The sequence below is a fragment of the Spirosoma aerophilum genome (assembly GCF_054782495.1).
This window is the reverse complement of record NZ_BAAGSJ010000009.1, coordinates 119,148-145,095: the sequence shown is the minus strand read 5'-3', so window position 1 is coordinate 145,095 and position 25,948 is coordinate 119,148. Positions and strand designations below refer to the sequence as shown.

Below are 25,948 nucleotides of genomic sequence, written 5' to 3'. Positions count from 1 at the left end.
CTTGTATGTTGATGAAGAATGAACTTTTGTTTGTTGATGAAGGAGGTATTAAAGATCGGCGACTTCGAACTTGGTTTTGCCGCGCAGTTCGTTTTTGGTAGAGGCTACCGCTGCCCCATATACGACTAACCCAAAACCGATCTTGTTCACGGCATCACCGATGTTGTAGATCAAGTCCAGATTGAGCCCCATATTGCCTAGCAAGCCACCGGGCATGGCCATATAGCCAATTGGGTAGATACCCCAGCCAATCAGAACGAAGTTGCGCAGCAACCGAACGGCTTTCGCTACTTCGGGGTTTGGCGATTGGTCAGCTACCTGCTTCACACTGCCCATTGTGGCTTCATACACAATGCCAATGTAACCCAGCGTCGAAATGGCACCCCAGATGATTGTCCGGGCAGGATCGATAGACTCCCCGATGTAGCCCGTTACCAGCATAAAGACAGAGTAACCCACTAAGCGCCAAAGCGTGGAGGTTTTACCACCGTAAGGCTTGATGAGCAAATAGAACTCGACGCACATCAGGGGTACTGTAAGCGTCCAGTCAATGTAGCGAAATTCCGTAGGCGACGTCTTGGTTTCGAGCCAAACGCCCCGCATGTAAAAATAGTGCACAGCCGCAATCATGGTGATTAGCCCTGAAATAAGCAGCGATGTTCTCCACTTACCATCGACCTCACTGCGTTCCATGAAAAAGAACACAGATGCCGCAAACATAGACATGTAACCTGTGAAGAACGTAAACCCAATTACGTCACCTGGCTGAAGTACCTCCAGCAGAATTGAACTGATCTGGTTAAGCATAATGGTAAAGTTTGTGATGAATGGGTGTAAAGAAATGATACAAGTTGTACGGAGAATTATACAACGGCTCAAATGTATATTGTTTAAGGTTTATAAAAAAACTTTAAACAAAATAAATATTTTCGGAGCGTTCCAAAGGTGGAATGACGTCAGGAAAAGCTCGGATAAAACGCAGTGGAGCTACTTTTTGCTAATTTAATTTTTTGATAGCTAGGCGTTTAGCGGGCAGGTTCAACTGGCGCATAACCTGAATATGGGGCAATGTAATGGTCGACAGGAGAATAAACAGATAGGGGAGGGGATCGAAATACGGCATGTAGCGGTTCCAGATGCCCGCACCCGCCAGTAAAAACCCGAAAGCTAGGACTGTAAACGGGATTGACTGTTGCCAGAGTTTCCAGATCGATCGGGCCGGATGAGCCGAGCGGTGTAGATAAGACTGAATAAGGCCGAACGAACTGAGCGAATGCCAGCCACCAAAATAAAGCATGAACGCCGGTAATAAAGGCAACGAATAGGTCAGTAACAGGACCGTGCCCAACCGGACCAGTCGCCAGCCATTAATGAGCGTTGGCCGATGGCCCAACGATAACATGGTGAGCACGATACCTAGTGTGGCCCACCCGCGTAGTAACGCTCCGCTTTTGTTTACCGCGATAGCCCAAAGCGTCATGGTTTTCGGGTCATCCTGTACAATTCGAGCCAGGATGGGCGTCACTTCTGTTGCGTGAGCGAGTAAAATAAAGCCCAGAACAAAGCCCCCCGCTATTAACCGGGTGAATGACCAATAGATATCGTCCGGCGCATGTTCAAGGTCAGTTTCGCCGAAATGCCAGGCTGAGATCAGCAAAAAGATACACAGACACAAGACGGGAAAAAACAGCCAGGCCAGCCCATAGAGCACGATCATAACGATGTACTTAGCCAGAAAGCGGGCCAGCGAAAACGGCTTTGCCTGCTGACTGATGCGCTCTTCTTCAATGAGGTGGTCGAGCGCACCGTGCGGAATACCCACTACAAGTAATAAGCTGCCGCAAAAGATCAGCTGAGCCGTTACGGATAATGGTCCTATCCAGTGCTCATAACTGACCAGCAGCGTTCCGGCCAGTATAGTCAGGTAGGTAGGCGTTCGCTCAATGGATTGTCCTAGCCGCTTTAATGTGCTGGTTATCATGGCTCCGAACGTATATAGGTACGGACAGATTAACCGTCAACACAAAGTATGAGTTCTGAAAATTATAAAAAATATAAAATTTGTTTAATAAATAGGATAAGCTGGACAAATGTATATGCCAAAATCCGGCCCGTTAAAATACGGGCCGGACAACAAAATTCACCTACTCGTTACTCATCTGCCAGTTAGCAGGATAGACGTAGTTCGACTATTCGATTTTCTTCACTTCCCGCTTGGGAATTGCCAGCGAAATGGAGAGGAAAAAGGAGGGGCGCAAAACCCGTTCGGTAACGTTCTCGATTTTTACGTCTTTGTAAACGGTGCCAACGCTGTATTCACCCGCCTTCAGGCGATTAACGTTGGAGTAGCTCAGACCTCCCGAAATGATCGCTTTCTGCGTTTGCCCTATCCCTGCCATAACGAAACCACCAACGAGGAAGCCCAGATTGATATCTGTTATCTCTTTAAAATCAGCATTGATCCCAAACATGCCTCCCCAGCTTATATCGTTACAGGTCCGGCGATGCAAATGAAGCATAGGAGCAATACCCGGAGTGATGGTGCTGAAAAATCCAGCTTTGTCGTACTGTCGAAGCGTTTGATTCGGATCGAAGAAGTAGTTTTCATTGGAAATGTATTTAGCCACCAGCCCAACACTGTAGTCAATTTTCCAGCTCTTTTTCACGTAGATCGCATCCAGAAATGTGTCGTCGCCAACATGAATGGTAAATAGTAATTCATCTACATTGCTGGCAATTTTTATAGGATTCGACTCAACCTTATAGTTCAGGGGATCAACCGCATTGCCGTACAGACCGTCAATTTTTTTGATGGTTCGCTGATAGAGATCTCTAAGGGCCATGTAATCCTTGGCAACCTGATTCTTAGCACTTTCAATTTTAGCTTCACTTTCCTTATCGTTCGCCTTGTGAGCAACAAGGGCTGCTTCTCCGTATTGAGAATATACTTTTCTGTAGGCCTCTATAAAGGCTTGGAAATTAGAGCCTAAGGCCACAATTGATAAGGAGTCAATACCAACCCGTTTCAATTCAGCGCGCATCTGGACTGCATTATAAAAACGTTTGTTGGCCATAGTACTGAGCAACTGTTCCTGTAAATCCAGTACTTGCTTGATCTTTTCCGCTTCCTCATAATACAACTCACACGAGTCGACAAGGGTTGAAACAGCCTTTGAAACCGGATTCTGGGTCGCATCTTTCAATACTTCCTCCATTTTATCTACCTGATCCTGTGTGTTATCCAGTTTCTTTTCCGTATCGGTCTTGATGCGGAAAAGGGTAATAAATTCGGCAGGCATATCCGTTGTTACCATAACGACCTGGCCATCTATCCGAACTTTTTGAGCGAAGGTGTTGACATTGATGAGCTCGTAGGTGACCAGGGTACCTGCCGGAAGGCAGGTATTGGAGGAGGAAGCATATGTTCTGGATTGCCAGTCGTAGGTGACCCTGTTGGTTTGGGCATAGAGACCCTGGCCCGCTCCCAGGAGCAGGAAAACAAGTAAATACCTCATGGATGTGGCTCGTTAAATTGTGTGAATATCTTTTAGAAAACGCATGCTGGGTGCAAAGAAGTACTCGCCCCCTTTCAGGTGGACAAACTGGTCGAACGAGGCTGTTTTTGGGCTACCAGCTGATCCCCACACAGGACAGAATGTTCCTTTGACGGTCCGGTCCCCCTGCCCGATAACCGGATCTATACCATCTGTCTGGCCGTTGGCGTGGGCCTGAACAAACTCGAATTGTTTTTCGATACTGGCCTGGTAACTCATGAAGAGTAGTCCTACTTTTTCAGTGGGTTTGTTATAGATATTCCCGTCGTTAGGGCCATCGGTTCGTTTGCCATACGGAATGCCCCGCCGGGCCATAATCCGGTTATTCTCCACCTGAACACCTTCTGTGACGGGGCCGATACGGGGGTTCGTTTTACGAATATGGCCATGAAACGGGCACCGGGTGTTGTCATTTGCCTTGTAGGTAAAGTTGTTGAGCAGGGCACTATTGATTAACTCCGGGTGCGCATCAAGTTCAATAGGGCTGCCATCTTCGGCCCGACCCACGAGCATGGCTCCGGCTCGCTCTTTGTTATCGTCATCCGTAAAGCCCAGCTCACCCGCCAGATTGGCTTCTGCTAATTTGAAGCCTTTCACATTCTGCTCCAGTTTGCGGAAAACGAAGTAGCTGCCCAGCGCGTTTGGGTCGCCCATGAACGGGTCCTGTACCAACACCAATTCTTTTTTCGCACGAGGGTCGAACTGTATGTCAGCTTCATCCTCTATATTATTATCTTTTTTGTACGTCTTCCATTCATCGGTGAAGAACAGCGGCTGCGATATGCCATCTACATAACCGAAGTGTTCAATACCCGCACCTTCGTCGTTTTTAAGCGCATTTCCCCACGCAATGGTGGTAACATCGGCAAAGGATTGAATAGCCCGGTTAACATTGTCTACCGAGGTTTTCAGTGTGTCTTCATCGGTATAGGCCAGCAGAAGCATAAAATGGATGTCGGACTGAAAGCCAGTTTGCCACTCTTTGGGTTTGGGGTCTTTAAGCAGAGTTGTTCGAGCTTTCATACCCTTTTGAAACGCCTTATCCTGAAATTGTGTAGGTATGCTGATATCAAACAAATACTGGTAACCGGCGGCACTGATATGGATGCAGGCAAAAAGGCCGGTGTCCACGGCAGGATTATCTTTATAAAGCAGGTTACTTCGTAGTTGTGCGTAGCCCGACTTAATGAGCGCGTCTTCCCCTTCTACCAGACTGTGCAGCCAGGTTTTGGCTTCTTTCCTATGGTTGGGGCGGCAGTGAATAAAGATGTTGGCGGTATGGGGGCGGCCATGCGATTTCAGGATGTTGCCCTGAATACCGTCGAGCAAAGGGCGATTGGACAGAGAGTGGGGATCGAGTAGAACAGTCATAGTCAGCTAAGTAGAGGGTAAAATTTTCTTGAATAAACCTTCGATAAAATCAGTGCCGGCATAGCCAGCCGCTACAATGGCCAGTCGGGCTTCCCGGCTGAAGTCAGCAGTATCATCGTGGCCAAAACTCGCCAGGCAGCCGGCAATAAATCCGATCAACAGCGATACCCAAAGCTGCCGCCCGTCGAACTGGCTATTGTAAATGCTTTTGGCGCTGGTCGCCGTGTTTTCGACGGCTTCTGCGGTGGCCTCTTCTTTAAGTTTCTTGAGGCCAATAACAACACGGATACCCTGCCCGATCAGGCCGAGTAATCCACATAAAATCAGATTGAGCAGGATACGTTCAGTGGACATCATCGGAATAGTTGCTTGGTAGAGTGAATTATGCAGTAAGGCCGGAGCTTAAGAATATGCACATAACGGGTGGTATGAGTGTGAGAAGAAACGGAAAGCCAATAAACTTTTTGTTGTTCTGAACGCGCAATCGAACACCTCAAAGGTCGGTACCCCATCTTCTTTTGCAAATCACTGATTATGATGATTTTGTATCCTGTAATTAGGGGATATTGTCAATGATGAACTATATCGGGGGGCTGGTTGGGAAATCTGAACAGACTGTGTAAGTTTGCCTAAAGTCCACATTCATATGAAAAAGTACGTACGTTTTTTGTGTCTGTTTGTGCCGATTTTGTCCCTGATGACTACGTTGTCGACCGGACAAGTACTCCCAATTGACAGCCTGAAGCGGGCGTTGATCAATCTGGATAAACAACCAGACGGTTATACAAAGGACACCCTTCGCTATCGTACACTAAAATCCCTCATGCAGTCGTATTCGAATAAGAATATCGACTCCTCGGTCCACTACAATACGCTAACGATCGGGCACTGCGTAAGTCGCCGGTTACAACCCGAACTTGTTTACGCCTATCTCTATGCAGGCTACCTTTATCAGGTAAAAGGGGACCATTACCAGAGTATCCAGTTTAACTACAAGGCGCTGGTACTGGCGGAAAAACTGAAGCTCTACACCCGAATGGCGCAGGCTCATAGTGAACTGGCCCATGCCTACAACAGTCTCAGGAACTACACAAAAGCCATACAATTATGCCAGCAGGGACTGTCTATTCTCCAGAGCCATCCGGACCCTTATACGCAGCTGGCTATTCTGAACGTGCTGGGCGCGGTTTACCGGGAACAGAAACGGTTTACCGAAGCCCTGAAGATCAACAATGAAATGTACCAGCTGGCCCGGCGGGAAAAGCGGCCCTGGTATGAAGCGCAGGGGCTGCACGCCATTGGCTGGGTATATAAGGAAATGGGTGATACCCGAAAAGCCCTCGACTATTATACGAAAGCACTGGCGCTGGCCCATAAGATGGGGAGCGTCGATCTGGAAGGCAGTATTCTGCTGAACACCACCAGCCTGTACATTCTGCAGCGGAATTGGGCACTGGCGCTGACAGCCTGCCAACTGGCAAAACAAACGGCTCTGTCGGTAAAAAACAGCAGTATTGTTGCAGAGTCGGAAGAAAAACTCTACACCATTTTCAAAAATACCAATCAGCCTCAAAAAGCTCTGCGGGCCTACGAAGACTTTGTGCTGCTGAGAGATAGTTTGTCGAAAGAAAAGACGCAGCAGCGGATCGACGCGCTACAGACCGAATATGAAAATGTACAAAAAACAAATGCGTTGCAGAGGCAGAACTTAAAACTTCTGGCCGAAACAAACCGGAGTCAGGCACTGGCACAAACCCGAAATGTACTGTTCCTGGCCATCATGGCTATACTGCTGGTGGCGGCATTACTCTTCTGGAACAACCGCCGGTTGAAGATCAAAAATCAGGAGATCGACCACCAGCGAACCCTGCTCGAACTGGCCCGGACTCAACTCGCCGACATCAATAAAACCCTGGAAGCCCGCGTAGAAAAGCGTACTGAAGAATTGGTTAAGGCAAATCAGGAGCTGGTTCAGAAAAATGAAGAAATAAAAAAAGCCCAGTTTAAAGGACAGACGATTGAACGAAAACGCGTGGCGATCGAACTGCACGACAACCTGAGTAGCCTGCTGAGTGCCGTGAATATGAGCATACAGGCCATTAATCCCAAAAACCTGTCGGAGTCAGAGCAATCTGTTTACCGAAACGTGAAACAGCTCATTCAGAATGCCTATTCGGAAGTACGAAATATATCCCATAATATTCTTCCGGCCGAACTGGAGCAGGAAGGGCTGTCGACAACCCTCACCACGCTGGTAGGCCGCCTGAACCAAAGCTCACCCCTGGCGTTTACTCTCACTATTACGGGCCTCCACCACCGGCTGCCGGTAGAAATTGAATTCAATGTGTACAGCATTGTGCTGGAATTGATCAACAATGCCATCAAACACGCGCAGGCAACCACCGTCGGGATCAGCCTGCTCCGAACGGACCTGGGCATTAACCTATCCGTTACGGACGATGGCATTGGTATGAATCAGCAGCACAGCAAACGAGGCATTGGCCTGCAAAATATTGAGGCTCGTCTGGCGTCGCTGGGCGGCACGTTCAACGCGGTGATGCCTACCGAAAGAGGCACCCGGATACTCATAAAAATTCCCGTCGAAACGGTGCGTTTCGACGGGAACGTAGCCATCGACTAATGGCCCTGGGATACCTGCGACCCACTTACATTAATTCGTATGCGGGGGGCCAATCGGATTCATTTCCGGCATGGTTTCGGGGTTGGGCAACTCGGCCTTGTCCCAGCTTGTGAGCGTAGGGTCAATTTTCAATAGGGTGTCCTGATGGGTCAAAAACGACTCTTTGGTGAAAGCGGCATACAGCTCGGCATTTAAAAGCCGGATTGACTTCACATTCGAACTATTGGGTATGTGGCTGAAAACGAAAGGTAGGTCCGGGTTAATTGGCTTGCCGTCCGCATCAATAAGAACAAACGTAATCCTTCCCGTATCATCTATTCTAATGTCTAGTTTACTTTCTACATACACGTATCGAAGGTCTTCAGGGAGTTGGGTTTCCATTGGCAGAATAGAGTTAGATGTGAACGAATTTGTTTAGACGAGGTTAAATTTAATGGCATACTTGACCAGACCAATGGTGCTCTGAACGCCCAGTTTCTGCATCAGGTGTTTGCGGTGCGTTTCTACCGTGGTGGAACTGATGAATAGCTTTTCGGCGATCTGCGTACCCGAGTATTCCTGGGCAATCAGCTTCAGTACATCCAGCTCCCGCTTGGTAATGGTTATCTTCTGGGGTTTATCGAGGTCGGGGGTCACTTCAATACCTGCTTCATTGGCCAGCTGGAGCATTACCTGTTCGCTGTAAAACTTGTTGCCTTTACTGATCGCCGATAAGGCCGATTCCAGTTCGGATCGCTCCGCACTTTTCAGGACATACCCATCGGCTCCGGCACGGATGGCTTCTTTGATGGCTTCGGGTTGGTCGGCCACCGTTAACAAACAGATTTTAACGTGCGGAAAACGCTGCCGCAGCTGAATGGTTAGCTCAATACCCCCCATAATCGGCATTTGTACATCCGACACGACCAGACTGATATCGGGTTCGATCTCTAGGGCGGTCAATACCTGTTGGCCGTTAGTGTGTTTCGAAACGACCTCAATGCCGTCTATACTCGCCAGGAGCATGGCAATACTATCCAGCAGAATCCGATGATCTTCGGCTACGAGAATACGCATAACAGGGAATTCATACACTAAGAATAATGGGATCAGGGTAAGCTACTTATTTTTTATCGATCGGTTGTATATCCGTCTGGTATTATTAAAAGACAACTGGCTTTTCAGTCGGCTGACAGTCAAAGGCCCACGCCATAAAGTCCTTTACCGTTCGACTTTATGGAGTGGGCCAGACATTAATGGTGTGGATAGAAACATGTCATAAAGGTCCGACCTTTACCACCACTTATCCATCCCCGATTCTCATGATTTTGTATCCTATGATTTAAGGATATTTCTACAGGCAGCGGCCTGCTTGCTTCTCTACGCCGAACGGACATACACCAGACCGGCCGTGTTTTTACCCCGTTGGTGCGCTGTCCGGATGTTGATGAATCAGGCAGTAAATTGTAATTTGCTGCCATGAGAAATTTGTTCAATCGACTCGTGACACCGATGCTCCTGTTGGCGGCACTGGGTTGTGGCAGTGGCCCGCTGGAAAAAAAGTACCGTAGCCAAACCATGTGGTACGACATACGGGTTGGGTCGAGCCCTAAAAATGATTCCATCAACCACGAACTTTGCCGCCTGGCCGTGGCCGACAATGCCAGCCATCAGGTAGCCAGTGAGGATTTTACCTATCAGGAGTTGATCGATCAGGGGTATGAACTGCTGGGCAAAACGCACCCCGAGACCTATGTCGACAGTCTGCGGAAAGCGCATGGTAAGCCCTAAACGGGTTGGGGTTGGGTTAGTTCCATAGATATATCTGTATAGGTCAGCAAAGAAAAAAGGCGAACTCTGTCGCCTTTTTTACTAATATACCCTATAAAAAACATGGCAATTAATCCAACTTTATTGGCAGACCAACGGCATACGAAACGAAGCCGTAAGTGATTTTTTGTTTGAATGAGTTGTTTTCAAAAAGCTGACCCCGTTGATTACCAGGTACTGACCAGGGCGCGCTCTTTTTTAAGGGCCAGCATGGATGCGGGTGATTCGCTGGCCAGTCGGGTCAGGGCCTGATACATCACCTTAACCGCTCCTTCAATGCGTAGCCAGTCGGCTTCGCTGCGCATATCGAGGCCAACGACGGTCCGGTCCTGTTGCGATTGTATCGTCAGGTACGATAAACCTCCGAGCAATACGGCCGAAATGGCCTGGTAATCGCCACCCTTAACAAACGAAAGCTGATCAACCAGTTTCGTTAGTTCGCTATCCAGTGCCTTGCTGATCGAATCGGCCATGGAGTCGTGCTCTTTAACCGTCGCTTTAAGAACCTCCCTGGCTGATCGGGAAGCCCGTAATTTACGAAAGACGCGTAAGGCATTGCATGACCAGATGGGTCCTAATTCTTCCACCCGACTTGGCTGGATCTGTTTTAGCCAGTTTTCCGGAAATTGAGGAATTAAACGACCCGTCTTCACATAGTGCGTCATGAGGCCTTCCAGGTTACCGAAATACTGATAAATAAGCACCTTGCTTACGTTGGCCCTCTGTGCAATGTGAGTTATGCTAAGGCCATCCAAACCCTGTTCAGCTAGTTGCTGCTCAAGAGCGTCCAGAATACGCTCTGTTGTATCAGTACGGTTGTGTTTCATTGTTAAAGTTAATTTTTCAATTTGTGAGTAAATCTGTTTTTAAAAGTAGCGGTAATACGATCGTGGGTTACCCACTTATAGATGCTGTATTCGGTGTACTTAGCTTTTATTAACGATATTAATATAAATATAACAAAATGTTTTTATATATAACAATACATAAATGACTGCGCTGGTGTTTGTTTTTATCCTACGGCTTTTTAAATCTTATTGGTATTCTATATCTAAAAAAGTGTATATGCTGTTTATGGGAGCTATTGTGTCCTGAGTAAAAACAAAGGCCGAAGCAGTGCCCCGGCCTTGAGTGGACTACTCTTCATCAACAAACTACACTAACCCCTTATTCGGCTGCAACTGTGCAGCCAACAAGACATTCTCCCTCCCTCATGCACAAACACTTACTCTTCGGTTGGTAGAGAATAGCTATTGTCTTCACAGCTATTTCGATACAATTTAAAACGAAAAAATGGTAACATAAAGTTTATTAAAAAATAAATAAGTAAATTTTATTAACGTGCCTATGGGTATGTTTCACCGGCCGAGGTTTCTGGAACTAAATTGGTAGAGTTAGCCGTACAGCCCGACGTTTTGGGAAAAGCCAGGAGGTGTCAAACCTATTCGATCATATCTGTTTTCTTTACAACTTGATACATCAATCAGCCCGGCCTGAGCTATGCAGCCCAAAGCGTTACTTGTTGGAAATGACATCAATAATATCCTGCCGAATAACAGCTGGAAAGATTTGCTGACGGAGATTATCAAGTTTTGCCAGGCGCAAAAACTGGTGACTAATGTCGAAAACAAACCCTTTCCTCTGCTTTACGAAGAGATCTTCCTGAAATCCCTCAGGAATACCCATCGCCCGGAAAGGGACCTGAAAAGTCTGATCGCTAAAAAAGTCTCTGATATCGAAGCGAATCAAATTCACCAGCGGATTCGTGACTTTGCCACAAACGATATCATGACAACCAACTATGAGTTTACGCTGGAAAGTCAGTTGCCCGGCCGGAATAGCGCCCTGATTGACGAAAAGATCTACAGTATTTTCAGGCATTACAAACTTGGCTCCCGGCGATACTGGCATATTCACGGCGACTGCAGAATTCCGAACAGCATATGTCTGGGCTTCGAACATTATGGCGGGCAGTTGCAGCAAATCAGAAATTACGTCGTAACCGGAACGGCCTACGCGAATGAAAAGGTAACTAAGCTGCCCCTTATAAAACGTCTGGAAACCAATGAGCAGATCGGTCTTTCCTGGATCGATCTGTTTTTTACGGCTGATGTTTATATCCTGGGGCTGTCGCTCGATTTTGTTGAGACAGATTTATGGTGGCTGTTGACCTACCGGGCCAGACAACTGTTCTACAGGAAAAAAACGACCATTACGAATGAGATTTATTACTTCATTCCGAAGGAGTACCGCGATAGCGCCAAAGAAAAAATTGACCTCTTGCAAGCCAATGGGGTAACGGTAATCGATACCTTATCCGGCTCTGATAAGGTACGTTATTACAACCACGTTCTTGATCGGGTCGAGCAAAGCAGCCGGTAACTAACCCAGGCCATTCGCTCTGAGGAAACTGAGTGTAGTATAATACGTTCCTCGTCCGGTTAATTCTCAAGCCATTCCATCGCCAGCAGTTTTAACATACTCACGGTGTCGTCGTTGGTGAGCGGCTTGGTCAAAAAACCGTCGGCCCCCAATCGATAAGACTCTTCTTTATCCCTGGTCAGGCTGGAGGTGGTCAGTACAATGATGGGCAATTCCTTGTATTTGGGTAAACCGCGCAGTTCCCGCAGCGTGTCGAAGCCATTCTTCCGGCTCATGTTCAAATCCAGCAGGACGAGTTGGGGCAGTACCGGAGCGGCTTCAAGCTCAGGCAGCAATTGATCTCCGTCGTAAAGTTGCTTAACCAGAATGGGCGGATTAAGGCCTTTAAAGGCGATCTCCAGCAGGAATTGATCGTCAGTATCGTCATCAACCACCCAAATAGCCGGGCCAGGTACCATGTAGATAGGGTATATATAGATTTGTAGACCGGTAAAGATAAGCCTATTTCCCGCGCGAATAAACCCTGGTATATGTAAAATGGATTAAAAATAATTGGTGTATTTCCTGTGATTATTACTTGTCCTGCCGAGATCCTAACCCACTTTGGTAAGGGCCCGAAACCGAGTCGCCTGCCGAATCGGTTTCGGGCCTCTGCAGGACAATAATTATAGTCTGTCGTTACCGGGAAACCGATAAACCAATGATCTAGCCATGTACTATGGGTTCGAACCGGTTGATCACTGCACCTTTATGAGCTTACGGTAGCTGGTGTTTTGCCCCTGTTTTACTTCCAGCATGTAGAGGCCAAAGGGCAGCCGGTCGATGGAGAGTTTCTGAACAAAAGACGTGCTGGTCTTCGGCAGGCTGTGCTGCTGATGTACCCGGCCCTGATTGGTATCGTGAATGATCACCTCTACGTTTTCCATACTGGCATTGGTCAGTGAAATCGACACGTCATCGACCGCCGGGTTAGGGTACAGTTGCAACGTTGCCAGCGAGTGGTCGGCGTCATCGGTAACGGGTTCCGCGGGTCGACCGCTTCCCGTGCCGGGAATCACAAAAAGGGGTGTTTCGCTGACCGTCAGAGTCAGGTTGCCGTTCGTGGTCGATCGCGATTGTACGGCCATGTCGGTACTGCCGGCTTTAAGTGTGTAAATCTGAGCCGACAGCACATTGCTCCCCAGCGAAAGGGTGTAGCTGGCCGTTCGGCCTTTCTCATCGGGAACCACCAGCACATAGGCCGACTGGCCATTCAGTTCGTAGCGGTCCACAATGGGGTCGGCGTTGAGGGTTTGCTTATAGCGGTACTCACCCAGCAGCTTGTTGGTCTGATACAAAAACGTGGCTGCCAGAGTGGGCGTTCGGTCGGGGTTGATCAGCCCCTGCGACCCGAATCGTTTCGTACTGGTTGGGTCGGTGGAGTACATCTGGTAGAAAAACAGTTTGTCGATTCCCAGGCGGGCATACAGCAGCGAAGCCCGCAAAATCCAGTCGGCCTGAGTTTGCTGGGCGGTTTTCGTCCCGATCGGAATGGCTCGTAAGGGGCTACTCTGATTGATGTCATAGCCGGTTTCGGTGATCCAGACGGGCATGTCATAGGCCGCATCGTGGGCGATTTTCAGGAATTTTCGCGCTGTGGTCGATGCTACACTAATTTCAGGCGCTACGCCCCGTGTGTCGGTGCTGCTCTGGCTCGATGTGCCGTTGTCGGGATAGATGTGGTAATTGATCACATCCCAGCATAGATTTACCTTTCCGTCTGCCTTGTAGCCTCGGAACTGTTTGCACCAGTCGATCATACCCGCCACATAATCCGACCCCATGGTCGAATACCCCAGGCCACCCATCACGACCACCATATTGGGGTCGGCGTTTTTAATACCCACTCCGCGGCCCATGGTGTTTTTGTGCCCATCGTAAAAAGCCGACATATTGGCTGCGTACTCCCGGCCGGTCTGGTACGCTTTTCGGCCTTTCCACCACTTATCCCGTTCGTTGTCGCATTCGATGTATTTGATCAGGTCCAGGCCGATTTTAACCGTATTGGGGGGATCATTGGTCCAGCGAGGTTTCGAGTTGACGCTGAGTAAGGTTGGGTCTACATTCCGATTGCTGCCGTAACGGGCGGCATACTGAAACGCGATACGGGCCTGCTCTATGTAGGATTCGGGTCTGGTAAAGTCTTTTCCATAGCGTACAGGCACATTTTCTGTGTCTTTCTCGGCATCCGGATAAGTGCTGATCATCCAGTCGGGCATGGTTTTCAGGCAGGCCAGCACCACCTTGCCCTCGGCCTTGCAGCGCTCATAGATGGCATCGTAGTTCCAGCCCCCGCTATAGCACGGGTTATAGGTGTAGCTGCCTTCGGTCAATTCCAGCTTTTGCCAGTCCATATAATGCCGCACCGCCGTAAAATATTTGGCGGCTTCCCATCGGCTTTCGTCAATTTTTGTTGGCGTGCTGGGGTGTTCGAAGTTCCATTCGAAGGCATTGACACCAAACATGTTCTTCAGTTGAACAGATTTTGCCGGCACGGGAGTCGTTTGAGCCCCTGCCGTGTAGCTGCCGTAGAACTCAATCTCATTCGGATACACCGAACTCGTATTAATGACCAAATACCGGGCGTTGGCAATCGGGTTATCCAGCTTGAAGCGGGCGTCGCCAGCGGGTTGCCGACTTGGGTAAGGCCCCATCCAGGTGTTATACTGCCCGCCCACGTAGCTGCCAATCGTGATGCGCTGCCATTGATCGGTAATAATGGAGAGTGTCATGGGCGTATCGGCCGGATAGCCCTGACCGCTAAATAGTCGGATGCTCTCGATGGTCATGGACTCGCCCCTGGCCAGCGGATAATACGCGTCGAAGTTGGTTAGTATTTTGCTCCATCCGGTTTTGACGGTCGCGTCGGTTCTACCATCGAACAGGCCTTCCAGCCCGTTGCTGACGTTATTGAGTTGGTACCAGCGAGCACCCTCAATAGGAATCTTCCGGGCGGTTGTCTGGGTGGCAGGGGCCAGGACAACCTGCGTTCGGGCAACGGACGGAGCTGCCAGATAGGTGCCATTACCTGCCTGAGAAGCTGTAATGACGGCCGAGCCGGGGGCTACAGCGGTGGCTTTCCATATACCAGTGGCATTGGAAACCGAAACGATAGCCGGGTTGGATGAGCTAAATGTAATGGGAGTGGCTGAATTGGTGCTGCTGGCTTGCAACGTAAATGGCGTTGTACTGACGGGCAGGTCGGCTAAGGTTCCAAAGGTGATGGTCGATGGGCTGGCCGTCTGCGATACACTGGTAACATCCATACGGTTAAAGTTCCAGAGGCCACGGATAGCATATACGCGTAGGGTCTGGTTGCCCGCGGGCAGGGTAGCCGTAGCCGTAATGGTTTGCCACGACTGGAAGCCGCCGGTTCGGGGCACATCGATACCCAGCAGAGCTGTTCCGGAGCTGCTGCGCAATTCAATCCGACCATCGCCATAGCCGTTGGCAACCCGAAAGCTAAAGCTATACTGTCCGGCAGTGGCAACGCTGACGGTATAGTCCATCCAGTCGTTATCATCAATCCAGCCTACATTGAGCCCGCCCCCGGTGTCGGTAGTCGTCTGGGTGCCTACGCCCTGCATGGCTGCAAAGTTTTCCGCTTCTACCCGGCCCGGCAACGCCATATAAGTAGCCAGCACCGAGCCAGTTGCCTGGGGCGGGGCAATGGCGAAAGGCCCGTTTGGCCAACCAGGCCGGTCTACGTTTACGTTTAAGGAAGAATGGGTTTTGTGTGTTTGAGCGGCCCTTCGGGAGCCATCTACGGGTGAATCTGGATTGACAAATAGTAAAGTTACGGCTGTGTAAAAAGAGACAAGATTCATGAAGTAAGGTGACAGTTACGTTGCTAATTGATCAGTTACGGAAAACGCGGGTGTGATAGTTAATTAAGAATATGTGAAATATTTATAAAGCATATTCTTAGTAAGCACAAATCGCTTTAGAGTACTATTACTTTCAAGATAAGGCTTGTACCAGGGGTATAATGACCTCGGTTCTTATTTAGCCGGTTAATAGATGATGTTGTTTAATGGGCGTCTCCCAATTGACTGATAGTGAAATGCCTACCTGATTTTGGTGGATAAAACCAAGTGCAGTCCTGTTAAACTTGCCAGAAAAAAGATGATTCATTGGATAAAGTTATTGCTGAAAGATAGCAAGTTATACCATTTAATAAACATTTGAAAATGCTGTCCTGAAAAAATGGTACTGGTTGGGGAGAGAGTTTCCTATTCTTTCTAGTAGGATAGTAGGCTATATATTGGTTAATGTAGCCTGGCGTGTAACCGTACGCGTCATGTATATATTAATAGAAGTAATCGTAAACAATAAGTTTTGGACTCCTTATGCTTGTTGGTGTGTTTCGCGTTTATGGCCTGTTTGTCAATCCATAATCGGTTTAATCGTCTTGGCTTGCGGTGGCTTTTGAGGATAAGTACGGGTGCAGTGAAATGGGTTAAAAGATGGTTAAATGAATACATTCATGATTTATCATTTAAATAATGAGTATTTTTACAGCTATACTAAGAATTGGTACTACCGTAACGGATAACGAATGCTTCTTCAACTGAAGACAATTGACCCCGAAAAGGGACTTCGGGTCTTTTCCTGCTGGCTGCTCAGTCTGGAACAAACATTTGATTTTTTGAGTGAGCTTTCGGGCGAGGGGACTCAGCTAATTGAGGCCAAATTGATCGATAAAGGGCACTGTTTGCCACTGCCTACGGAGGCCTTTGATGGGGCTCCATTGTCTGGCTCTATTCGGCAGCTGGAGCGCGAATGGCAACACGTATTGGGACAACCTTCGCAGAACTGGTTGGCGCATTACCAGTGGTGTATGGGGCAGCTCAATCAACAACTTGCCGCACATCAGGATTATACCAGCCGACTGACACTGGCCCTCAAAACGACGGAGTCTAATCGTCGGCGGGTACAGGAGCGGCCTTACCGTACATCGATCCAGGCCCGACTAGACCAACGCTACGAAAGTCTGGTTGATCGGTATGAACAGCTGCTGGCAAAGGCACAAATTCGGGATGAGAACCTGCGTCAACACCTGCATCAGCTACAGGCGTCCGTTGAAGAGTTGGTCTAACGGCGGGTCAGACGTCAAAAAAAAGTAGATAACGTGAATAATGGCTGCGCACCCAGGGCACTGAGCCGATGGAAAAGGGTATGGCGCCCATGATTCACGTTGGCTGGTAAGTCCGGAAACCGCCGTTGCTAGCTTTGTGATTTTTGTTGAAGCAGGGCCACAATTTCCCGGCGATTTCTGGCTTTAGCAAAATCCAGTGCCGATTTGCCATCGTTCGACAGGAGGGTCAGGTCCGCATTAGCGGCTAACAGTAACTTCACCATGTCAACGTTATCCTGCCAGATGGCGTCGTGTAAAGCGGTGTAGCCGTTGTAAGGCCCCTGCTTGTTGATGTCGATATTGTATTCGATCAGGAGTTTGGCGGCTTCCGTTCGGCCGGCGTAAGCTGCCGCGTGTAACGCCGTAGCCTTCATGCCCGGATCAACAGCCGTCACATCAGCGCCTGCTTCCAGCAATAATCTGACAATTTGGGCATAGCCTTTGTAAGCCGCAATCACCAGTGGGGCATCTTGGTTGGCATCCAGCTCATTCACATCGGCACCATTTTGAATGAGTTCCTGAACGAGCGGAAGGTTATTCTTATTGATGGCATTCATTAACGCAGTCATGATGGATTTGGTAGTTTATGTGTTCGTGAAGAGGTGATACATTAATGGGAGACGCTAGCTGTATAACCACCTGGCCACCAGCCGGACATAGCGGGGCATGATCACAAACGTCATGAGCCCGACAATCAGGCAACTGACCAGCAATGGCTTGATCAATGACGCCGATAAAAAGGGAAGTGCCGACAAGAGGGGCGAAAGCAGCCAGGGTATCAGTATGGAGAGCGGAAAAATTGCCGACCACGTTATCAGGAATTGTTTGTAGGGAGGGGCCGCTTTCTTGGTTTCCGGTGGCGTGAACCAGAACTCAAGCCCTGTCTGAATGTCGATCTTTTCGTCGGTGTCGAGAAAAGGCCGCACGTTCTCGATCATCTGCCGGCGCGTGTCCGACTCCAGCCACGCGTGCAGCGTCGATTCAGAAGCAAAATGCAGGACAATCGTGTACGCTTCGCCAGGGCTGTGCGGTCTGATCACGTTCACCCCCCGGTGCCCCGCCGATCGCTGCGCCAAGGGTACCATCTCCTTCAACCAGTTCTCATACGCGTGAACCTGATTTTTATAAGGGCGCTGCAGAATGATCGTCGTCACAGCACTATCTAATTCGATCGGGATACCGGCTGGCATAGCAAAAATTCCTTTTTGACTGGCGATTATTTATACATTTAAAAGTAGGATAAAGCCGCGAGATTACGGTTGTTCCACCAGGTTATCGAAGTTGGTTACCTCGCTCATGGGCGACTCATCAACCACAGAAGACACAAAGTGGGTTATTTTGGGTCGTTCGGGGCCCGTATGAAACTGACGCACCCGCGCTTCGAGGACCTGATCCGAAAGCGTAAAGCGGGCGTGCTGCCGTAAATGTTCGCCCCAGGTAGGTACGGTGAAAAACTCAACCTGCCGCTCGGGTAGGGCGACATCCGTAAAAATACCAATCCGGGAGGCACCATCCCGCAGCCGAAGTTGCTGAAGCGGTTTGATAGCCGCGTAAAAGGCGGCCCGGTCGGCGGGTTCGATGTGGTATTCGATCATAACGACCACGGGGCCGTTCTTAAACTGAACCGGGGTATGCACATCCGGGTCGCCCCATCCGCCAGCGGGGCTCAAGTTGAGTGATTCTGTAGGTCGGATAGGAAACGGGATACCCAGCAGCATACTAATCAGTAACCAGCCAGCCGCTCCAAAAAGGGCAACCGGTAGCCCGAACTCGTCGCCAATAGCTCCCCATACTAAACTTCCCAGCGCCATGCCGCCCTGAAAAACCAGCATGTACACGCTTAAAGCCCGCGCCTGCACCCATTTGGGTAACTGGAGCTGGACGGATGCATTGAAGCTGGTCAGAACGAGTAGCCAGGCCAGGCCGGCCAGAAACATAACTCCGGAGAGCAGTACCACCGACGTCAGGGTGGCCAGGGAGACATTGACCAGACAAAAAATCAGTCCGGAAACGATAATTCGCCGGTTGGGGCTAAGCCACTGGCCAACACGGCTCTGCAACAGGGCACCCGTTACGGCTCCTGCGCCGATGCAGGAGAGCATGAGCCCATATGTACCGGCTTCGAGGTGCAACTGCCGGGCAATGACCAGCGACAGCAACGCCCACATGGCACTGGCTCCAAACGTGAAGGCAAAAGCGCGAATCAGAATGACGTATAAAGAAGGCGAGTACCGCACATAGCGCAGGCCCGCCCGCAGGGCGCTGAAAAAATCTTCGACGGGTACATTGCTGACGACCGTCTCCCGACGCCATTGCCAGAGCGCCCGAAGTGTGATAAGAAAGGATAAGCCGTTGAGAATAAAGAGATAACCGGGTGAGTAGTACGCGATAATGACCCCACCCAGCGCCGGGCCAACGGCTCTGGCCAGGTTAACACTCACGCTATTGAGCGTTACCGCTGCCGTTAACAGTCGGCGGGGCACCACTTCGGGCGTTACCGTTTGCCAGGCCGGGCCATTCAGCGCCGAGCCGATGCCCAGCACAAACGTAAAGCCGACAACCAGCGGGGCGGTAATCAGGCCTGTTAGGGTAGTGACTCCCAGTATGAGGGCTATCACGGCCATAAATGTTTGGGTCATGAGCAGCAGCCTCCGCCGGTCAACAATGTCGGCCAGGGCTCCGGCAGGTACGCTGAGCAGGAAAACGGGCAGGCTGGTTGCGGTCTGCATCAGGGCCACCAGCGTTGCCGAGGTAGACAGGGTCGTTACCAGCCAGACGCCCGCTACATTCTGCATCCAGGTGCCCAGGTTAGAAATCAGAGCTGCGATCCAGATACTTCGAAACAGACTCTGGCGAAGGGGTTCCCAGGTCGAAACAGGAACGGCAGCTGGTGGGGCTGAAGGCAACGGTGTATTCATGCTGGCAGGGGCTGTGCTGCTTTACTAACCCGCTCGTCAGGGTCTTTGTTGCCGGTTCACGGGCAGGTTGTAGCGGAGGGAGCAGGCTACCGCGGCAACTGCGGTGCTGGGCGGTACACACAATTAGCCAGCCTGACAGAAGGGCTAATTCGGGTAACGGGCGTATATTACCGTTAAAAAACGATGATCAAGTCAGCCTGGCTATTGTTTGTGCTCTTTATCTATGGCCTGACCAGTTCGGGACAGGGCGTTCCCTATGGTAATAATCCCGCCCGGGGAAAATATCAGCTGGTAAGAGGTGTCAGGCTTTATTATGAAGTCTACGGACAGGGAAAACCCCTCCTGATGATTCATGGCAACGGTGGAGACATCAGCAAGTTCAATAAAAACATTCCTTATTTCGCCAGGCAGTACAAAGTGATTGCGGTCGATAGCCGCGCTCACGGCAAGTCGATCGACCCCGGTGACTCGCTGAGCTTTGAGATGATGGCCGATGACTTTGCGGCTCTGTTAACCAGCCTGCGCATCGACTCCGCCTACGTCCTCGGCTGGAGCGACGGTGGCATCAACGCCATTTTACTTGCCCTGCGGCATCCGGAGAAAGTGAAGAAATTGGTGTCGACCGGGGCCAACTTCTCCCCCGACTCTACGGCGATCGTGCCTTCGTTGTGGAAGCAAATGCAGAAAGCCTACGCCGACAACAAGGATAAGGTATTCACTACGCCTAAAGAAAAAAACGATTGGAAGGTGTTTGCGCTAGATGTGCTGCAGCCCAACGTTCCGCTTGCTGCGCTTGGCTCGATCAAAGCCCGGGCCCTGATTGTGGCGGGCGACCGCGATATCATCGTGACGGAGCACACAGTAGCCATTGCCCGTAATCTGCCCAATGCCTGGCTCTGGATATTGCCCAACAGCGGTCATGCTACCCTGATCGATCATGCCGACGAGTTTAACCGGAAGGTAGATGAGTTCTTCAAGGCTAAATGACCCCATTCCGTTGGTGGTTTTACCCGCTGGCAGGTCCACGAAGCGGTCTATTGCAGCTGCCTTCTACGCCAGGTGAGATACAGCGATAGCAGGGCTAACCCGATTAGTGCGTAGGGGGCGTAGCCAACGACGTCTTCGATGCCCCTGGTCAGGCTGTTGCCCTGGCCGGAAACGCGCTCAACAATCCAGGCGAGGGCGGCAAGGCCCGCCAGTAAGGCCCCCGTTTGCCGGACGATGGGATAGATCGGGGTGCGGCTCAGCAGCATCAGCCAGGGAACCACCAGCAAAATGATGAACAACTGCATCAGCTCGATACCTACATTGAAGCCCAGAATGCTCAGCGCCATGGGGCCCGCGTCGAGTTGCAGGTTGGCCAGCGTACTGGCAAATGCCAGCCCGTGAATGAGCCCGAAACCGGCCGCCACCCAGGCCTCGCGGCCCGGAAAAACAGGACGCAGCGCATGAACGGCTGACACCAGAATGGAGATAGCGATGAGCACTTCTACGGGCTGCGATGGCAACCGGCCCCAATCGGGATGCCGGGCCGCCAATGATCCCAGCAGCAGTGTAATGGAATGGCCCACCGTAAAAGCCGTAACGATCAGCAGCAGCCGCTTGGCACTGTACCGAACCCCGCCAAACTGCCCCCAGCGTTGCCCGGCTACCAGCAGAGGAGCGGGCAGCAGCAGTACGAGCAGAAACAGCAAGTGATCTGTCCCTTCGGCAATATGCTGCGTGCCGAGTTTGATCATCGCCCTAAAGCCCGTCCAACGGCTTCCCGATGCCATGTTGACCGCCAACGGCAAGATCCGGTTGTTGACAATGTCGAGGCTGATCGTACCGACCTGTATGGGTTCGGCTTCGGCCAATTGTCCGCGTTCCCAGTCCTGACGGACTGATACCAGAATGGTGTGGGTCATCACCTGGTGCAGCACCACATCGTAGTAGAACATGAACTGGCGCACATCGTTGCCCGCCGGAGGAATCATCCGTACCTGTGCCGTTAACTCGCGGTACACGCCATTAATCGGATTCTGGCTTTCGTGAACGGCCAGCTCCCCAACCGATACCGTCCAGAAACGCCCGTCCGGACTTTTGGGGCGGATATGCGCGTTGAGGTATGCCCGCAGCTGAGGTCCCAGTCGGGCCACCAGTCCCGTCGACGAATCGTTTACGGCATGCCCCCAGGCCGACTGTAATTCGATAAGGGGAATCTGCAGTTCGGCGTCGATGCGGTTGGCGTGGACGGTAAGCTGCACCACCGAATTCGGCATGGGGTGGGCGAGTGCCCGTTTCGGCTGGCCTGCTGTTATAAGAACGATAAACATCAACAGCCATCCGGACAGACGGCTGTTGAAAAATCCTGATTTGTGTACCCGAAAAGACATTCCTATCATTTTTGTAGGGGCTTAGTTGCCGCCGTAGTCGGTTGTATGGTCGCGCCAGACGGAGTGGGAGTGAGGAGTGTTACGAATGATGACACCACCCTGGTACGAAAACTCGATCCATACGCCCGGTCCGTCAATGCGAACATAATCACCCTGCGAACTCATCGCCGTCGTACCCGAATAAGCAATATAGGTGTTGGCCAGCTCTGATGTATATTTGGTAAGTACCGAAGCGGCCAGACCCGCATCCAGATCATTGACATAGAGTTTGATGGCATTCAGCACCAGCGCCTGCTTGTCGCTGCTCAGGCTACCCACCTGCAAACCCGATTTGGTAGCCGGAAATTTACCATCCTGACCCGGCCCCAGCACAAGATCATTGTAGCTACCCGACAGTTTTGCCGTCGTTTGTTCGGTTGTGCTCAGGCCCGTTAGCAGACTGGCAAAGGCCACCCGCTCCTGCTCGAAGGCGGCATACGTCCGCCCCCCCGCCGTAACAGCCGCCTGGGGCTCGGTGCCCCGAAAAGCGGGTGTGACTCCTGTACTTACCCCACCATTGAAGGTGAATGGCTGCGTGTAGTGGTGCCCCGTGAACAGAATCGCCCACAGGCTGCTGGTACTGGGTGTGCCTAAAAACGAAATGTAATAATTACTCGCACCGTACGTGGCACCTCCACCAATCGTATTAAGGTAATCGTCGGCGACCAGGTTGCCGATCATTTCATCATATCCTTCGTCGGTGGTACGCAGTGCCATCACGGCGACCATCAGATTGCGGAAAGCTGCCAGCTGCGTGTCATTGAGTGAACCCAGGTTGATACCAAGGCGAGCCGACATTCCTGCGGGCAGATTGGACCATTTCTGGGCATTGGCTTTGGTGTAGGTCAACTGCAGGGTCGATACCTGGGTGCTGCTGAGCGTAGCTTTGAACGCTTCGGACAGGCAGACAATCTGAGCTACGCCCGTTGAGCCACAGCTCGTGGTGGTGGCAGTGGTCGACAGTGCGGTCGTGATCGAACTGGAGTTGCCCGTCACGGAACCCGTGGTGGAGCCCGTTGTTGTGCTGGTATCAACATCCGTTGATTTGCAGGCTTCGAACAGACTGCAGATTCCCAGTAAGACGAGCAGGAAGATGGTAAGCTTATTTTTTTTCATAATGTAGGCTGATTCGTGTCTGTTCAGCGACTGGTTGTTTACTAATTGACTACTTGAAATCGGTCCTAACCGTTGCACACCTGGTAGGCGGTTGGGGTAAAGAGCTGAAAAGCTGTGGCGAACAAGCGGTTAAGTGATGTGTATAGGGCGTCAACTCACTGCTCCAACCCGTCTCCCCCGACAGTACAAAGGTCGCCTGAAGAAAGTGGACGCAGGAAAAAGAGTGGTTAACTCAATTCGTTCAGGGGTAATTGGCCTGAAATTGTGGTGAATCAGGAAAAGTCTGGGGTTAACACCGCGTTCCGATGGCGTGGAGGTTGCCGTAATCGTACCCGTGAGGAAAGAAAAGGGTAGTTTTCAGGAACGGACTTACTTCATGAAAAGGCTGAAAAATTCCTTTTCGTAGCTGCTGCCAATGGGGATTTCTTCGTCTCCGATCAAGATCATTTTGCTGCGGATAGACTGGATCTTTTCAACGGCAACTATGAACGATCGGTGAACGCGAACGAACTTCCCGGCCGGTAACTCGTCCAGCATGGCCTTCAGGGTAAGCCGCAGGACGATAGGCGGGGTGTCCCGCATGTGAATCTTCAGGTAGTTGTCCAGCCCTTCAATAAAGACAATATCGGCAACCGTAACCTTCACCAGACCATAATCGGCCCTGAAAAAGAGTTGTTTGGGGTCCTCATGGCCCGAATGAGTCGCTTGCTGACGGGACCGCCACCGACTCTGGGCCCGTTGCAGGGCTTTCGTGAACCGCTCGAAGGTGTAGGGTTTCAGCAGGTAATCGACAGCCTCTACCTCGTAGCTCTCCAGCGCATATTCACTATAAGCCGTTGTGAAAATAACGAGGGTTTGCTGGGTTATGGATTTAAAAAAGTCCAGTCCCGATTCCCTGGGCATGTTGATATCCAGAAAGATCAGATCAACGGGATTCGCTTCCAGATACAGTCGGGCTTCTCCGGTACGGGTAAAGCTTTTGACCAGGTCGACAAAGTCGATTCGTCCGCAGAAGGCTTCAATCACGTCCAGGGCCGGGCGTTCGTCGTCGAGTGCAATGGCTTTCATCAGGATAGGGTAAGCTGTAGATGAACACGAAAATCGGTTTCGCTGTTGTCGATGGTTAACTGGTGCGCATCCGGATACAGGAGTCGTAACCGTTCGCTGGCGTTTGTCAGTCCGACCCCCGTCGAATGTTCGAACGAACTGATCCGTACCTTTTTATTGGCCACGTAGAGGCTCAGATTCGCGTCCTCTATCCGTAAATGGATGTCGATTGGTGAGGCTTCATCCGGGCTCACGCCGTATTTGAAGGCGTTTTCAATGAACGAAAACAACAGCAACGGGGCAATTTCCAGTTGGTGTTCGTTGCCTTCCAGCTGGTAGTCGAGCTGAACCGTATCGCGCAGCCGGGCCTTCTGAAGGTCGATGTAATTTTTGATATAGCTGAGTTCTTTTCCCAGCGCCACTTTGTCCCGGTGCGCATCGCGAATGATGTAGCGCATGAACTCCGAGAGCTTTACGATCGTATCGGCCGTCTGTTCATCCTGACGAATGGCCAGTGCATAGATGCTGTTGAGGGTGTTGAACAGAAAATGCGGCTGAATCTGGGCCTTGAGTTGACGAAGTTCGGCCTGCAACTGGTCATTCTCAATCTGATGGAGTCGACTGGCCGTCTGGAAAGAAATGGAAATAAGCGTACTAACGCTACCGAGCAGAAAAAAAATGGCCAGCTTCACCGGAAGCAGCAGGGTAAACGGCGGGTGGTGCCCGTCCGGGCCGTGTCCGAAGGGAGGACCCGAGTTGCCGTCTGCTCCGTAGGGCGTTTGCCGGTTATCGAATGGGTGGACTCCGGGGTCGTGATGACTGGTACGGGATTGAAACGATGGATGTGAGGGCTTGTCCAGCATCATTTCCTCCACAAACAATTGGCGGGCCCAGGCCAGTGGCGTGTTTTCGGAAGGTAGCTTGAAATAAACCCACTGCTCGATCCGGTACGGAAAATAGACCGCAGCCAGGATGCAGCTAACCGCTACGATTGTGTAGTGTCGGTACCGTTTTGCCAGAAACCAGCGGGGAACAAACAGGGTATGGTTCAAATAGGAAAACAGCACCAGGAAAAGATAAGCCAGTCCATTTTGAACAAGATGCTCATGAGGGCGCAGCGGAGACCAGCTCACGCCCGCGTAGAGGCAATAGACCAGCGGAAGAATGGCCAGCGCCATTCCGATCAATATACGTGTACTATGGGCTCTTAACCAGATGGCCATTCGGTTCTTTTGACAACGACTGCAAAAGTATACGATCTGTCTGGTGTCTGTATATAATTGTGGTCAATGGGTCAATAACGGGGGTAAAGGCGGCTGTCGACGGCTCGGGTTTACCCCTTGGCGGAGGGCTCCTCGCCATTGGCTGTCATATCCACCGTTTGTGACACTTCCGATGGCCTAAAAAAAACACTGAGCCTAAAAGGCCCAGCGTTTCGATTCTATCCACACCACTCTACAGGCCATCACGAAGGATGGCTTGCAAAGTAATGTTGGCAATATATACAACCAGACCGGTTC

Annotated in this window: 22 protein-coding genes; 5 read left to right on the top strand and 17 right to left on the bottom strand. The window is 50.7% G+C overall.

All coding sequences use genetic code 11. From position 1 onward, the window contains the following. Positions 1–48: 48 nt before the first annotated feature. From ACYVK4_RS08260 to ACYVK4_RS08240, 5 genes are all read right to left on the bottom strand, one after another. Positions 49–807 carry a bacteriorhodopsin-like gene (locus ACYVK4_RS08260; protein WP_461127018.1) on the bottom strand — a complete coding sequence of 253 codons (759 nt, stop codon included), beginning with the start codon at positions 805–807 and terminating at the stop codon, positions 49–51. Positions 808–997: 190 nt separating this feature from the next. Beyond that, on the bottom strand, positions 998–1,981 hold the full coding sequence (locus tag ACYVK4_RS08255; protein ID WP_461127017.1) for a Brp/Blh family beta-carotene 15,15'-dioxygenase: 984 nt from the start codon (positions 1,979–1,981) through the stop codon (positions 998–1,000). A 208-nt stretch (positions 1,982–2,189) separates the two neighbouring features. After that, positions 2,190–3,515, bottom strand: a complete 1,326-nt coding sequence (locus ACYVK4_RS08250; RefSeq protein WP_461127016.1) for a hypothetical protein — start codon at positions 3,513–3,515, stop codon at positions 2,190–2,192. A gap of 12 nt (positions 3,516–3,527) precedes the next feature. Then, positions 3,528–4,925: a Dyp-type peroxidase gene (locus ACYVK4_RS08245; protein WP_461127015.1), complete on the bottom strand. Its 1,398-nt coding sequence runs from the start codon at positions 4,923–4,925 to the stop codon at positions 3,528–3,530. Between the two features lie 6 nt (positions 4,926–4,931). Further along, positions 4,932–5,282 carry a hypothetical protein gene (locus tag ACYVK4_RS08240; protein ID WP_461127014.1) on the bottom strand — a complete coding sequence of 117 codons (351 nt, stop codon included), beginning with the start codon at positions 5,280–5,282 and terminating at the stop codon, positions 4,932–4,934. Between the two features lie 289 nt (positions 5,283–5,571). Between ACYVK4_RS08240 and ACYVK4_RS08235 the strand changes: the two genes are divergently transcribed. Next, on the top strand, positions 5,572–7,566 hold the full coding sequence (locus tag ACYVK4_RS08235) for a tetratricopeptide repeat-containing sensor histidine kinase (RefSeq protein ID WP_461127013.1): 1,995 nt from the start codon (positions 5,572–5,574) through the stop codon (positions 7,564–7,566). A gap of 30 nt (positions 7,567–7,596) precedes the next feature. On the opposite strand, the gene ACYVK4_RS08230 is transcribed toward ACYVK4_RS08235, so the two are convergent. Together ACYVK4_RS08230 and ACYVK4_RS08225 are read right to left on the bottom strand one after the other, a co-directional pair. After that, positions 7,597–7,947, bottom strand: coding sequence for a hypothetical protein (locus ACYVK4_RS08230; protein ID WP_461127012.1), 351 nt, complete (start codon positions 7,945–7,947; stop codon positions 7,597–7,599). A gap of 33 nt (positions 7,948–7,980) precedes the next feature. After that, positions 7,981–8,622, bottom strand: coding sequence for a response regulator (locus ACYVK4_RS08225; RefSeq protein ID WP_461127011.1), 642 nt, complete (start codon positions 8,620–8,622; stop codon positions 7,981–7,983). Positions 8,623–9,024: 402 nt separating this feature from the next. On the opposite strand from ACYVK4_RS08225, the gene ACYVK4_RS08220 reads away from it, so the two are divergent. Further along, positions 9,025–9,336: a hypothetical protein gene (locus ACYVK4_RS08220; RefSeq protein WP_461127010.1), complete on the top strand. Its 312-nt coding sequence runs from the start codon at positions 9,025–9,027 to the stop codon at positions 9,334–9,336. A gap of 206 nt (positions 9,337–9,542) precedes the next feature. On the opposite strand, the gene ACYVK4_RS08215 is transcribed toward ACYVK4_RS08220, so the two are convergent. Next, positions 9,543–10,202 carry a TetR/AcrR family transcriptional regulator gene (locus tag ACYVK4_RS08215; protein ID WP_461127009.1) on the bottom strand — a complete coding sequence of 220 codons (660 nt, stop codon included), beginning with the start codon at positions 10,200–10,202 and terminating at the stop codon, positions 9,543–9,545. Between the two features lie 673 nt (positions 10,203–10,875). Between ACYVK4_RS08215 and ACYVK4_RS08210 the strand changes: the two genes are divergently transcribed. Continuing rightward, positions 10,876–11,757 carry an SIR2 family protein gene (locus ACYVK4_RS08210; RefSeq protein WP_461127008.1) on the top strand — a complete coding sequence of 294 codons (882 nt, stop codon included), beginning with the start codon at positions 10,876–10,878 and terminating at the stop codon, positions 11,755–11,757. 59 nt (positions 11,758–11,816) lie between these two features. Here the strand turns inward: ACYVK4_RS08210 and ACYVK4_RS08205 are convergent, their stop codons facing one another. Together ACYVK4_RS08205 and ACYVK4_RS08200 are read right to left on the bottom strand one after the other, a co-directional pair. After that, a complete protein-coding gene (locus ACYVK4_RS08205; RefSeq protein WP_461127007.1) occupies positions 11,817–12,215 on the bottom strand; it encodes a response regulator in 399 nt (132 codons plus the stop codon). Positions 12,216–12,494: 279 nt separating this feature from the next. After that, entirely contained in the window at positions 12,495–15,623 is a 3,129-nt protein-coding gene (locus ACYVK4_RS08200; RefSeq protein WP_461127006.1) for a carbohydrate-binding protein, read from the bottom strand. A 731-nt stretch (positions 15,624–16,354) separates the two neighbouring features. Here ACYVK4_RS08200 and ACYVK4_RS08195 point away from each other — a divergent pair. Then, a complete protein-coding gene (locus ACYVK4_RS08195; protein WP_461127005.1) occupies positions 16,355–16,894 on the top strand; it encodes a hypothetical protein in 540 nt (179 codons plus the stop codon). Positions 16,895–17,022: 128 nt separating this feature from the next. Here ACYVK4_RS08195 and ACYVK4_RS08190 read toward each other — a convergent pair whose 3' ends face one another. From ACYVK4_RS08190 to ACYVK4_RS08180, 3 genes are all read right to left on the bottom strand, one after another. Beyond that, entirely contained in the window at positions 17,023–17,502 is a 480-nt protein-coding gene (locus ACYVK4_RS08190) for an ankyrin repeat domain-containing protein (RefSeq protein WP_461127004.1), read from the bottom strand. Positions 17,503–17,556: 54 nt separating this feature from the next. Next, positions 17,557–18,123: an antibiotic biosynthesis monooxygenase gene (locus tag ACYVK4_RS08185; protein ID WP_461127003.1), complete on the bottom strand. Its 567-nt coding sequence runs from the start codon at positions 18,121–18,123 to the stop codon at positions 17,557–17,559. A 63-nt stretch (positions 18,124–18,186) separates the two neighbouring features. Beyond that, positions 18,187–19,851 carry an MFS transporter gene (locus ACYVK4_RS08180; protein ID WP_461127002.1) on the bottom strand — a complete coding sequence of 555 codons (1,665 nt, stop codon included), beginning with the start codon at positions 19,849–19,851 and terminating at the stop codon, positions 18,187–18,189. 183 nt (positions 19,852–20,034) lie between these two features. Between ACYVK4_RS08180 and ACYVK4_RS08175 the strand changes: the two genes are divergently transcribed. Then, positions 20,035–20,838 carry an alpha/beta fold hydrolase gene (locus ACYVK4_RS08175; protein ID WP_461127001.1) on the top strand — a complete coding sequence of 268 codons (804 nt, stop codon included), beginning with the start codon at positions 20,035–20,037 and terminating at the stop codon, positions 20,836–20,838. A gap of 47 nt (positions 20,839–20,885) precedes the next feature. Here ACYVK4_RS08175 and ACYVK4_RS08170 read toward each other — a convergent pair whose 3' ends face one another. The 4 genes from ACYVK4_RS08170 to ACYVK4_RS08155 all read right to left on the bottom strand — a co-directional run bounded on the left by ACYVK4_RS08170 (position 20,886) and on the right by ACYVK4_RS08155 (position 25,651). Beyond that, positions 20,886–22,235 (bottom strand): HupE/UreJ family protein, encoded by a 1,350-nt coding sequence (locus ACYVK4_RS08170; protein ID WP_461127000.1) that lies wholly within the window; start codon positions 22,233–22,235, stop codon positions 20,886–20,888. Positions 22,236–22,247: 12 nt separating this feature from the next. After that, complete coding sequence (locus ACYVK4_RS08165; protein ID WP_461126999.1) at positions 22,248–23,381, bottom strand: DUF3500 domain-containing protein; 1,134 nt, start codon at positions 23,379–23,381, stop codon at positions 22,248–22,250. A gap of 369 nt (positions 23,382–23,750) precedes the next feature. Further along, entirely contained in the window at positions 23,751–24,449 is a 699-nt protein-coding gene (locus tag ACYVK4_RS08160) for a LytR/AlgR family response regulator transcription factor (RefSeq protein ID WP_461126998.1), read from the bottom strand. Continuing rightward, entirely contained in the window at positions 24,449–25,651 is a 1,203-nt protein-coding gene (locus ACYVK4_RS08155; RefSeq protein WP_461126997.1) for a sensor histidine kinase, read from the bottom strand. Before ACYVK4_RS08155 ends, ACYVK4_RS08160 begins: the two co-directional genes overlap by 1 nt. Positions 25,652–25,948 lie beyond the last annotated feature (297 nt).